We start from the raw sequence: 12206 nt of genomic DNA, 5'->3' as shown, positions 1-12206 counted from the left end.
ATTGCCTCAAAAGTTCGATTCAATGTCCACCTGCACATTTCTTTGTACTTTTTTGCTTGCCCAAAAAAGTACCCAAAAAGGGCACAAATTGGCCATTACGGCCGCCAATTTGATCGCGCGATCCAGCTTTTGTACTACTGTATAGCCCAGCTACCGTTCGCTATCAACAGTGCGAAGTTCCACGGTTTTGTTGGCGGGGCTGAATAGATCATCCTCCGCTTATGTCCTTAACCAGGTAAGGAATCCAAGTACTTTTGAAGCATTTTTAGTCGGACAACAATGGATTCTAATATTAAACGGATAACCCACATTTCAGCACACTATTCCCATCAAAAAATCCGTGTTAATCCTACAAATCTATTCAATCCGTGAACAAAATCAATATTATTCCCTTAAATCTATCTAACCCATGCATGAAATACTTGCATCTTGTCAAATTAGTCAACAATGTCGGTAGCGGTACTTAAAGTCTCCAATTGTTTGATAGACTCCGTCCATGATTCGATTTTATCCAGTGCCCGCTTGTAAGCATCAGAGCCCAGGAACAATAAAACCGGCGCATCGGGATGATTCGCGATATCCATCATCACTTTCGCGGCCTTCGCGGGATCGCCAGTTTGTTTACCATGGTATTGTGCATACCTGGTTTGCGTTTCCCGCACTGCTTTATATTCAGGCATTTCCTTGCCGGCTTGTACCTGGTAAGCGCTGGTAATAAATTCGGTCCTAAAAGCTCCAGGCGCAATAACAGTTACCTGTATACCAAATTCCTTCACTTCTTGAGCAAAGGCTTCGGAAAAGGCGATAAGACCAGCCTTTGCAGCATTGTAGATACCCCAAGACATGGCGCCAGCAAACCCTGCAATAGATGAAATATTAATAATATGACCGGATTTTTGCTCCCTTAAATAAGGGATGGCATATTTCATTACAAAAATTGGGGCATTGAGATTGATATCAATTGCCTGCTCAATTTCATCCGAATTTAGCTCTTCGAGCGTCCCTCCTATTCCATAACCGGCATTGTTGACTATGACATCCAGCCTACCAAAATGCTGCTGGGCTTCCCGGAGGGCGGACCCAATAGCTGCTTCATTCCGCAAATCCAGCTGTAGTGATAAAAAATTCTTTGAAGGATCCCCCACCGCTGCTGCAAGTACATCGGCATCCCTTGAGGTGGCGGCTACGCTATGCCCTTCAGTTAATAACTTCTTAACCAGCGCCAAGCCTAAACCTTTGGATGCGCCTGTAACAAACCAAACTTTTTGTTTCATCGGTATCAATTTAGAATACAAATTTCCGAAACTTGAACCGGTTATCCGCTACGCAGTTCAAACAAAAAATAATAAAAATCAAACAATTTCCTTACGGAAAACATGTGGGGTTTTCCGGGTATTCTTCTTGAAGAAAGCTATGAAATGTGAAGGTTCATCAAATCCTAAGCAAAAAGCTATATCAGAAACACTCCAATCAGTATGTAACAGTAATATTTTTGCTTCCTGGGCAACCCTCTCCGCGATGAGCTGGGAAGTAGTTTTGCCTGAAACCGATTTCAACGCGCGGTTCAAATGATTGGTATGGATAGAGAGATACGCTGCAAATGCAGCAGGATTGCGAAGTTCAAGCCGCTGATTACTGGAATCGATCGGGAATTGCCTTTCCAACAGCTCCGCGAATAAAGCAGCAATCCTTGTATTGGCAGGACTATCTTTATATAAGTTTGTTTCTACGGGCTGTAAGCTATTCGCTTTATGGACTAGTTCATATATCAAATTTCTTAACAAGTCGTATTTATAGGCATATTCCGAGCGTAATACCTCGAACATTCTATCATAAATCGCTTTCATTTCTTTCACCTGTTCCTTACCCAGTAAAAACACCGGGCTGGAGCCCGGCTGGAATACGGTGTAATCGCGGATTCTACCAAACTGGTTAAAGAATGCTTCGGTAAAGATGCAAAAGCAACCATCTTGTTCCCCATCTAAAGGTTCCCATTTATAAGGAATCATCGGGTTGCCAAATAGCAGTGCAGCCTCTTCTATCTCGATGGTTTTATCTGCATAATAATACTTATTACGCCCTATGACCAAGCTGACCTTATAAAAATCTTTGCGGCTGTACGGTGCGGATCCAGGTTGCTTGCCAACGAAGTCGCGCATGTGGAATACGTTAAAATGACCGATACCGTTTTTCAGGTTACCCGGAATCCAATTCATTTTCCTCTGGTAAAAACTTTCTAAACCTTCTGTACGATGATCCATACCCTGAAAATAAGAAATTATAAAAATCAAACCATAATATTTCTTGAAATTTAACTTTTAACACGGCTACCAAAGTTCGATTATACCAGGGTTAAACAATTTGTATCTTCAACTTGAATCTTGGATTATGAAATTAGAAACTACTGTTTGCGTATTAGGCGCCGGGCCGGCAGGCTCTTGTGCAGCATTGCAATTGGCAAAGTTGGGAATTGACTGCATCGTGGTTGACAAGGCAAGCTTTCCTAGGGACAAGGTATGCGGCGATGCCTTAAGCAGTAAAGTGCTAACGCAATTAAAAAAGATAGATGAAAATATCGCGAAGCGATTACAATCTTCAATTTTTAAGAAAGACAGTTGGGGAGTGACCTTTATAGCTCCGAATAATATTTCGTTGGAAATTCCCTATGCGCCAAACTACTTGGAAAAGAAAGGTGACCCGGGAAGCTTCGTCTGCAAGCGGATCGATTTTGACCATTTCCTATTTCGAGAAATGAAAATGAATCCAGGTATACATGTTTATGAAAGCATTGATATCGTAAAACAGGTACGGACGGAGAATGGTTACTTACTTTCAAATGCTTCCGGCAATTTCCAAGTACAAGCAAAAATGATCATCGTAGCAAACGGGGCACAATCTCCTTTTACTAAAGAAATAGCCGGTTTCAAAGTAGAACATAAACATTATATCGCCGGTATCAGGGCATATTATTCAGGGATCAAAGAAATCCATGATGATAATTTTATCGAATTACACTTCCTCGAAAACGTTTTACCGGGTTATTTGTGGATATTTCATTTGCCAAATGGTGAAGCAAATGTTGGCATTGGAATGCTAAGTAAATCCGTTGCGAGGAAAAAGATCAACTTGAAAAAATCGCTGCTCGATGCTGTACAAAACACCCCCGAACTGAAGGATCGCTTTGCAAAAGCCAACCTATTAGGAAAGATCCAAGGATATGGACTCCCCCTGGGTAGTAAAAAACGGAAACTTCACGGGGATCACTACGTGTTAACCGGCGATGCCGGTTTCCTCATCGACCCATTTAGCGGGGAGGGCATCGGCAATGCAATTTATTCTGCAAGGATCGCGGCCATAACGGTGGCAGAAGCCATATCCCGGGATGATTATTCTGATAATTTCTTAGAACGTTATGACAGGGAAGTTTACCGGGTATTGTGGCCAGAATTACAATTGAGCCATAAACTACAAAAGTTGGCCCGTTCTTCGTGGCTATTTAATTTCCTGCTGAGACTCGGATCAAAAAACAAACAAGTAAAAGCACTCATGATCTCGATGTTCCACGAAGTAAACATCAGGAAGAAACTGGCCAGCCCAATGTTCTATGTAAAGCTATTATTCAATAAATCCTAATAACCTCTTCAAATAACTTTTCAACTTGATCCGAAATCGTGGAATCCCTACAAATCCATGAACAAAAAAGGGAAGAGATCCATGAACCTCTTCCCTTTAGTGCCCAAAGGGGGAATCGAACCCCCACTCCCTTGCGAGAACTAGATTTTGAGTCTAGCGCGTCTACCAGTTCCGCCATCTGGGCCTGAACTTCGCAACTATTTGTCGCTGTTCGGGTTGCAAATGTAGACGATTATTTTAATTCAGCAAAAATATTTTTAAAAATGATTGAAAAATTTTCGCCCCGCGAGGTTTTCATCTAATTCAGTAAATTAGCACTTTCACCAAAGCCTATTTCAACCGGTATTCCGAAAAGATTATGAAAGTTTGCATCGCCGAAAAACCCAGTGTTGCCAGGGATATTGCCGAAGTTATCGGTGCCAAACAAAGAAAAGATGGTTATTTCGAGGGTAATGGCTACCAGGTCACCTGGACCTTCGGTCATTTCTGCACACTTAAAGAACCTCACGATTATTTCGATCAATGGAAAGCTTGGCGACTCGAAGACTTGCCGATGATCCCCACCAACTTCGGCATCAAGCTAATCGAGAACGACGGCGTAAAAAAGCAATTCGGTATTATAGAAAAACTGGTCGACGCTTGTGAAGAAGTGATTAATTGCGGGGATGCCGGCCAAGAGGGTGAATTGATTCAACGCTGGGTTTTGCTCAAAGCTAAATGCCAAGCGCCTGTGAAACGCCTATGGATATCTTCCCTGACTGAAGAAGCCATCAAGAACGGCTTCCAACAACTCAAAAATGCCGAACAATTCGATAACCTTTACGCCGCCGGTAGCGCGCGGGCAATTGGCGACTGGCTTCTCGGCATGAACGCCACCCGTTTATTTACGAAGAAATTCGGCCAAGGGAAGGCCGTATTGTCTATCGGCCGCGTGCAAACGCCCACGCTCGCCATGATCGTTCAAAGACAAAAGGAAATCAACGCCTTCAAATCCGAAGACTACTGGGAGCTGAAAACTATTTACCGCGATGTAGAATTTACCGCGACTATCGATCGATTAAAAACGCTTGATAAAGCCAATAAGGGTTTAGCATATCTGAAAGAATATCCTTTCGTGGTTACTTCTTTCGAGAAAAAGGATGGCAAAGAAGGGAACCCGAAATTGTTTGACCTCACAGGTTTACAGGTAGAAGCCAACAAAAAATTTGCTTTTACCGCCGATGATACATTAAAGTATATTCAGAGTTTGTACGAAAAAAAATTGGTAACCTACCCAAGGGTAGATACCACTTATCTCTCTGAAGATTTACATCCTAAGATTGCAGGGATATTGCAGGACATGGCGCCGTATGCCGCGCTGACCGCCCCTATCCTTCAGCAACCTATTCCCAAATTGAAATCTGTTTTCGATGATAAAAAGGTGACCGATCACCATGCTATTATCCCGACAGGTATTTACCCCAGTAATCTTCCTTACGAAGAAAAACGCATCTACGACCTGGTTGCCAAGCGCTTCATTGCCGCTTTTTACCCGGAATGTAAAATCTCGACAACTACCGTATTCGGCACCGTGGGTCAAGTCCCCTTCAAAGTTACCGGCAAGCAAATTATTGAACCCGGATGGAAAGAGGTGTATGCTAATGATGTAAAAGAAAAGGATGATAACTCCGACAAAAAAGAAGGCGAAGAGGTAGAAGAAAAAACCTTACCGCATTTTGAGGTTGGCGAAAGTGGTCCGCATACACCGAGAATACATCAAGGGAAAACTTCGCCTCCGAAACCTTACACCGAAGCGACTTTATTACGTGCCATGGAAACCGCCGGAAAACAAGTCGAAGACGAGGAAATGCGCGAGCTGATGAAAGATAATGGTATCGGTCGCCCTTCTACACGCGCCAACATTATTGAAACTTTATACAAAAGAAAATACATCGAGAAGAAGAAAAAAAACATCTTTGCCACCCAAACGGGGATGGACCTGATCGATACCATACAATCCGAGTTATTGAAAAGCGCTGAACTTACCGGTACCTGGGAAAGGAAGCTCCGGCAAATCGAAAAAGGCGAATACGCCATGGATACTTTCAAGTCGGAGCTGATTCAAATGGTGCAAGATTTAACACTCGAAGTAAAAAACAGCCAGTATAAACCGATCACGATCGCGGCGGAGCCGCAGAAAACTAATACCGTACCCAAGAAAACCACTAAGAAAAAGGAAAGCGCCGAGCCCGGTTCCTTGCAATGTCCCAAATGCTCCCAACATCCACTGATGAAAGGAAAATCGGCTTACGGTTGCAGTAACTTTAACGTTTGCGGGTTCAAGGTTCCATTTGAATTGTTTGGCAAAAAGCTCACGGCCAAGCAAATCGCGGACCTGGTTACTAAGAAGAAAACGGGTAAGCTGAAAGGTTTGGTGGTGAATGGCAATGCGCAAGATGGCAGGATTATCTTGACCGCGGATTTCGGGTTCGGGGTTGAGTAATGTTCACGGATTTTTTTGGATTTAGGGATTGCACGGATTTTTTGTTTTTTGTTTTTTGTTTTTTGTTTTTTGTTTTTTGTTTTTTGTTTTTTGTTTTTTGTAATTTTTTTTTGTAATCGGCGGATAATTACTATGGGGCTGTGGTTGCGACGCTCCGTTCATCTTCGGGAATGCTATTTTTCCACTTGCATTCCTTCAATTGGGAAAAAACCGGGATATGGAAATACCCCGGTATTTCATTAACACTTATCATTTATATCAACTTCCGCCAAGAGCGCGGTACAAGGACACGATGCCTTGATAAACACGGCGCCTTGTATTCACGAGCGACAACTCCGCTTCAAGTACACTTTTTTGTGCGGTTATCACTTCCAAGTAGGAGGCGTATCCGGTTGTAAATAATGTATTGGCCGTAGCAACGGCTTGTTGTAATACGGCCACTTCCTGTAATTTAAAATCGTAGGCTTTCTGCTCATTTTCTACCTTGTTTAGCGTGGTCGCTACTTCTTGGTAGCCGTTTACCAACTTTTGCTGGTAGTTATAAAATGCTTGGTAGGCTGCCGCTTCCCTTTGCGCATAATTGGCTTTCAACTTCTTTTGTTGAAATATCGGGGCAGTCAATCCACCGATGGCGCCCCAAGCAATGGAGGCCGGTTCAAAAAGCAACTTAGCTTTGAAGGATTCAAACCCTAAGTAGGGCGTAATTGTCAAGCTAGGCAAAAATGCTTTTTGAGCAACTTGTACATCTACCTTCGTAGCCGCCAGCTCCCATTCCGCTTGCTGTACATCGGGGCGATTCAATAGTAATTGCGCCGATATCCCTTTTTCAATGCTTGGCAATACCGTTTGTTTAGCATTCTGCCTGGTCCTGGCAATTGCTTGGGGCATCCGTCCCAATACGGCATTTAGCTGGAACTCCAACGCTGCGATATCCTGCCTGATCTTGAATTCTAAAGCCTTCGTGCCCAACAGTTGCGCGCGGAATTGTTGTACAGCCAATTCCGTTGCACGGCCTCCTGCCTTTTGAATTTCCACGGTTGCCAAGGCAGATTCTTGCAACTTGATATTGCTTTTAATAATCTGTAACTCGTTGTCTAAGGTTGTCAACTCGTAATACATCCCGGCAATGGAAGCGATCACTTGCGTTCTTATTAGGTGCTTCCCTTCTTTCGTAGCTAAAAACCGGGCATTTACGGCTTGCTTTTGCAGCTTTAACTTTCCCCAAACATCGAGTTCCCATGAACTCCTCAAGCCGATAAAATAACTCGGTGTAACCGGGTAAGGTATCTCCTGTTTACCATTGATGTTATCGGAAAAATTAGTATCAAAATTACCGACACCATTTTGCGTATAATCACCGTACTTTTCAGCGCCCGCACTAACAGCTCCTTCCACTTTAGGTAGCCAGGCGCTCTTCGCAACATTCAAATTGGCGGCAGCGATGTTAATGCGCTGCTGTGCAGACAATAAATCAAAATTATGTTGCAAAGCAATCTCGATTAACGATCGTAAGTTCTCGTCATGAAACACTTCCCTGAAGCTTAAAGTTGATACTGTATCTTCAGAACTCGGCGTTGCCGGCAATGCTACCGCTTCCGGTAAAGTGAGTGTTTTTTGCGTGGCGCATGCACTACAAAGTAACAATGCTGCCAAGATGATATTTCTAATTAAGGATTGATTCATGTGCTTTGATATTTTTCTTTACTGGCCGATGCTTCACCATGGAAGCAAACAATACATACAAACCGGGAATCACGATTACCCCGAACAAGGTTCCTATCAACATCCCCCCTGCTGCCGCGGTACCGATAGAACGGTTCCCCATAGCGCCTGCTCCCGTGGCAATACACAGGGGAATCAAGCCCGCAATAAAGGCAAAAGAAGTCATCAGGATGGGCCTTAAACGCGATACGGCGCCTTGCTTGGCGGCTTCCAACACGGAGAGCCCTTCCTTGTTTTTCAAGATGGCAAATTCAACAATCAAGATGGCATTTTTGCCCAGTAAACCAATGAGCATTACCAGGGCAACTTGCGCATAAATGTTATTTTCCAATCCAAACACTTTCAAGGCGAGGAACGCACCGAAAATACCGGCAGGTAATGAAAGAATCACCGGCAACGGCAATAAGAAACTTTCGTACTGGGCCGCTAATAACAAGTAAACAAATACCAAGCATATCAAGAAAATATACACAGCTTGATTTCCAGATAGAATTTGTTCCCGCGTCATACCGCTCCACTCGATCGAATATCCCCTTGCCAATGAATTGGCAGCAACTTCTTCAACTGCTTTGATCGCATCGCTGCTGCTATAGCCCGGTGCTGCATCGCCGTTAATCATCGCGGCGGTGTACATATTGTAACGGGTCAATTGTTCCGGCCCATACACCCGTTCCAAGCGGATAAAATCAGCGTAAGAAACCATCTGTCCCTGGTCATTTTTCACATATAGTTTCAGCAAGTCCTCGGGTTTCCTGCGGTACGAGGGGTCCGCCTGTACCATCACCTTGTACATTTGCCCGAAGCGTATGAAGTTAGAAGCATAAAAGCTCCCCATCAAAGTTTGAAGGTTTGACAATGCATTATCAATACTCACCCCTTTCTTGGCAGCCATCTTTTGATCCACGTGAATTAAATATTGCGGGAAGCTGGCATCAAAACTGGTGAACGCGCTACCGATCTCAGGGCGATCTTTCAAAGCCTCGATAAACCGCTGCGTTTGAGCACCTACTTTGTCCAACTCACCCAATCCTGATTTATCAAGCAAACGCAGTTCGAAACCACTGCTATTACCAAAACCGGGAACCGTTGGCGGAGGGAAAAACTCTATCGTGGCATCTGAAATATACTTGGATTTTTTTTGCAACCTGTTCATGATATCCTGTACACTAGCCTTGCGCTCTTCCCATGATTTCAAGTTAACCATGGCCATTCCGTAAGAGGCTCCCGCCACTTCATTCACCAGGGAATAACCGGCCAAGGTAGAAACAGATTCAACTTCATCCATGTCACGCGCTATCTTATCAATATCATCTAAAACCGCTTCCGTTCTTTCTACCGTTGCACCTTGCGGCGTCGTTACATTTACATAGATCATCCCCTGGTCTTCCGTAGGAATGAAACCACTTGGTAATACCGAGCTAACTCCCCAGGTAGCCACGAAGAAAAATACCAAGCAACCTACCGTTAATAATCTTCTTCCGGCAATCTTTCCGATTAAGCTGGCGTAGCCGCGCTCCGTTTTATTATACCCCTTGTTAAACCCGTTGAAAAATCGCTGCAACATGCCTTTCCTGTTGCCGTGCTGATGCTTAAGCATGATGGCGCACAACGCCGGGGTTAATGTTACCGCGTTTACACCGGAAATAACGATCGCGATTGCCAAGGTCAATGAAAACTGCCTGTAAAACACGCCTACCGGGCCACTCAGGAAAGCCACCGGAATAAATACGGCAGACATGACCAGGGTAATAGCCACGATGGCCCCGCTGATTTCCCGCATCGCCGCCAAGGTTGCTTCCAAAGGCGGCAAATGATCTTCGTTCATCTTCACATGGACCGCCTCCACGACCACGATAGCATTATCCACCACGATTCCGATAGCCAAAACAAGGGCAAATAAGGTCAACAAGTTGATCGAAAAACCCATTAGCTGCATAAAGCATAAGGTACCGATCAAAGCCACCGGAACTGCCAAAGCCGGGATCAACGTGGAACGGAAATCCTGTAGGAAGATAAACACGACGATAAACACCAGGATAAAGGCTTCGAATAAAGTATGGATCACGCTGGAAATAGACGCTTCCAAGAACCTGGATACATCGTAATTGAAGTTATAAGTCATACCCGGCGGGAAAGAAGTAGCCTTCATCTCCGCCATCTTTGCTTTTACATCGCGGATAACATCTTGCGCATTCGAACCCGGCCGTTGTTTCAACATGATGGACGCCGAAGGTTTCCCGTCCGTTTTCGAAACCATGCTATAAGTAAGCGAACCAAATTCAACATCAGCCACATCCTTCAACAGCAACATACTACCGTCGGCATTAGCACGCACCACGATGTTTTTATATTCGTCCGGTTCGAAGAATTTACCGGTGTAGCGTAATACATACTGTTGTAAGTTAGGATCTTTGTCGGAGCTCTCCCCCGTTTTTCCGGGGGCCGCTTCAATATTTTGCCTGCGGATGGCATTGATCACTTCATCGGCAGATACATTTAATGCCAACATCCGGTCCGGCTTCAACCAGACACGCATCGCGTATTCTTTCGCACCCATGATTTCAGCGCGACCAACGCCGTTGATACGCTTCAGTTCTTGCAGCACGTTGATATCAGCAAAATTGTAAATAAATTGTTCATCCAAAGTCGTGTCTTCACTCATGATGTTGAGGTAAAGCAACATACTGTTCACCTCTTTTTCCGTTGTTACACCACTTTTGATAACTTCTTCCGGCAATTCATCGATAATCGTAGCCACGCGGTTTTGAACATTCACCGCCGCTTGATCAGGATCGGTTCCCACCTCGAAGAACACGCTTATTACCGTCATACCATCATTACTCGATACAGACGACATGTAAGTCATGCCCGGCACCCCGTTAATGGCGCGTTCTAAAGGCGTAGACACCGCTTTTACGCATACTTCCGCATTTGCGCCGGTATACTTGGCTGTTACCGTAACCGATGGCGGAACGATATCCGGGAATTGGGTTACCGGCAAACTAAATAAAGCCAATAAGCCCAACAGGGTTATGATCAACGATATTACCAATGATAATACCGGTCTTTTAATAAATGTATCAAACATTGCAATCCTTTAAATCAATCTGAATAATAAATCCTGTAACTACTGGGCGCTTTCTGCATTCCTTTTAAGCGGTTCGATGGTCATACCGTCCCTGATGTTGAGCACGCCTTCCGCTACGATTGTTTCGCCCTCTTTTAAGCCTGATCCAACCAGGTAGCAATCCTTCATCCGGTTACGCGGGATGAAATTGCGCATCTGCACCTTATTATCTTGGTCCAGTACGAACACGTAGTTCTTATCCTGCATTTCGAAAACCGCCTTTTGCGGCACCAATATTGCGTTTGATACTTCATTCGAGAGTAGCACCTTGCCGCTGGCGCCATGTTTCAGCAGGTGCTTCGGATTCGGGAATTTGGCCCTGAAAGCGATTGAACCGGTATTTTCTTCAAATTCTCCCTCGATGGTTTCAATCGTACCGGGATAAGGATACAAGGTCTCGTCAGCCAATACCAACCGTACTTTTTCCATATCCATATCGGCGGTTTTCCTTGATTTTATATACTGTAAATACTCCGTTTCGGACACGTTGAAATATGCGTACACCGCGTGAACATCGGAAATAGTCGTAAACAGTGTTCCTTCGCGGATAAGGCTACCATTCTTCAAAGGAATTCGGTCAATCACACCGGTAAAAGGCGCCCTGATCTTGGTGTATTTCAACTTATTCTCAGCGTTATTCAAAGCGGAGCGCGCCTCGTCGGTTTTTGCTTCGGCGGCAGCCAAGCGAGCCTTGGCCACGTCCAGTTCCGATCCGGCAATGACCTTCTTTTCAACTAAAAGTTTTACCCTTTCCACTTCGAGCGCGGCGCCTTTAGCCTCCGCGATCACGTTACTAAGAGCAGCTTTGGCCTTGGCCAAATCAGAAATGTATTCCTCGTTGCCGATGGTAAATAAGACCTGTCCCTTCCTGACCATCTTACCTTCATCTACATGGATCGTATCCAGGAAACCATCAACGCGGGCGCGAATTTCCACGTTTTGAACAGCCTCTATACTGGCCACGTAAGAACGGTGCAGCACCGTGTCTTTGACCGTCAAAGTTGTGACAGGCAAAGTTCTCAATTCCGAATTAGCTTGATTTTTCTCCGCCTTGGAAGTACAGCCGGACAAAGCGAGTCCTACCAAGGATACATAAATCACTTGTTCTAAGCGCATAGCCATAACATTAATGTTTCAATGAAACCAGTAAAAGATAAGATGCCACGCAATAAAGATTATTGCATGTCAATTAATAAATGGTAAATGATGTTTAATAAAAGAGATAATAATACCCTGGGGAAA

At 44.4% G+C, this 12206-nt stretch carries 7 protein-coding genes and 1 tRNA gene; 2 read left to right on the top strand and 6 right to left on the bottom strand.

What is annotated here, in order from left to right; translation table 11 throughout:
* Positions 1–437: 437 nt before the first annotated feature.
* Positions 438–1274 (bottom strand): SDR family oxidoreductase, encoded by an 837-nt coding sequence (locus COR50_RS14785; RefSeq protein ID WP_098194701.1) that lies wholly within the window; start codon positions 1272–1274, stop codon positions 438–440.
* A 78-nt stretch (positions 1275–1352) separates the two neighbouring features.
* Positions 1353–2261: a helix-turn-helix domain-containing protein gene (locus COR50_RS14780; RefSeq protein ID WP_098196255.1), complete on the bottom strand. Its 909-nt coding sequence runs from the start codon at positions 2259–2261 to the stop codon at positions 1353–1355.
* A gap of 127 nt (positions 2262–2388) precedes the next feature.
* Here COR50_RS14780 and COR50_RS14775 point away from each other — a divergent pair, with 127 nt between their 5' ends.
* Entirely contained in the window at positions 2389–3633 is a 1245-nt protein-coding gene (locus COR50_RS14775) for an NAD(P)/FAD-dependent oxidoreductase (RefSeq protein WP_098194700.1), read from the top strand.
* A gap of 100 nt (positions 3634–3733) precedes the next feature.
* Here the strand turns inward: COR50_RS14775 and COR50_RS14770 are convergent.
* Positions 3734–3817, bottom strand: a tRNA-Leu gene (locus tag COR50_RS14770).
* A gap of 174 nt (positions 3818–3991) precedes the next feature.
* Here COR50_RS14770 and COR50_RS14765 point away from each other — a divergent pair.
* Entirely contained in the window at positions 3992–6115 is a 2124-nt protein-coding gene (locus COR50_RS14765) for a DNA topoisomerase 3 (protein ID WP_098194699.1), read from the top strand.
* Positions 6116–6373: 258 nt separating this feature from the next.
* Here the strand turns inward: COR50_RS14765 and COR50_RS14760 are convergent, their stop codons facing one another.
* Genes COR50_RS14760 through COR50_RS14750 form a run of 3 tightly spaced genes read right to left on the bottom strand, consistent with a single transcriptional unit; the run spans position 6374 to position 12086 of the window.
* Positions 6374–7798 carry an efflux transporter outer membrane subunit gene (locus tag COR50_RS14760; protein WP_098194698.1) on the bottom strand — a complete coding sequence of 475 codons (1425 nt, stop codon included), beginning with the start codon at positions 7796–7798 and terminating at the stop codon, positions 6374–6376.
* A complete protein-coding gene (locus COR50_RS14755; protein ID WP_098194697.1) occupies positions 7779–10925 on the bottom strand; it encodes an efflux RND transporter permease subunit in 3147 nt (1048 codons plus the stop codon). Before COR50_RS14755 ends, COR50_RS14760 begins: the two co-directional genes overlap by 20 nt.
* 39 nt (positions 10926–10964) lie before the next feature.
* Positions 10965–12086, bottom strand: a complete 1122-nt coding sequence (locus COR50_RS14750) for an efflux RND transporter periplasmic adaptor subunit (RefSeq protein WP_232516175.1) — start codon at positions 12084–12086, stop codon at positions 10965–10967.
* Between the last annotated feature and the right edge of the window lie 120 nt (positions 12087–12206).

Origin of the sequence: Chitinophaga caeni, assembly GCF_002557795.1 — a bacterium.
Taxonomy (GTDB): domain Bacteria; phylum Bacteroidota; class Bacteroidia; order Chitinophagales; family Chitinophagaceae; genus Chitinophaga; species Chitinophaga caeni.
This window is presented reverse-complemented; position numbering and strand designations above follow the sequence as displayed.

Coding starts and splice junctions, on each gene's coding strand:
- COR50_RS14785 (WP_098194701.1), bottom strand. CDS start 1,274: ATGAAACAAAAAGTTTGGTTTGTTACAGGCGCATCCAAAGGTTTAGGC.
- COR50_RS14780 (WP_098196255.1), bottom strand. CDS start 2,261: ATGGATCATCGTACAGAAGGTTTAGAAAGTTTTTACCAGAGGAAAATG.
- COR50_RS14775 (WP_098194700.1), top strand. CDS start 2,389: ATGAAATTAGAAACTACTGTTTGCGTATTAGGCGCCGGGCCGGCAGGC.
- COR50_RS14765 (WP_098194699.1), top strand. CDS start 3,992: ATGAAAGTTTGCATCGCCGAAAAACCCAGTGTTGCCAGGGATATTGCC.
- COR50_RS14760 (WP_098194698.1), bottom strand. CDS start 7,798: ATGAATCAATCCTTAATTAGAAATATCATCTTGGCAGCATTGTTACTT.
- COR50_RS14755 (WP_098194697.1), bottom strand. CDS start 10,925: ATGTTTGATACATTTATTAAAAGACCGGTATTATCATTGGTAATATCG.
- COR50_RS14750 (WP_232516175.1), bottom strand. CDS start 12,086: ATGGCTATGCGCTTAGAACAAGTGATTTATGTATCCTTGGTAGGACTC.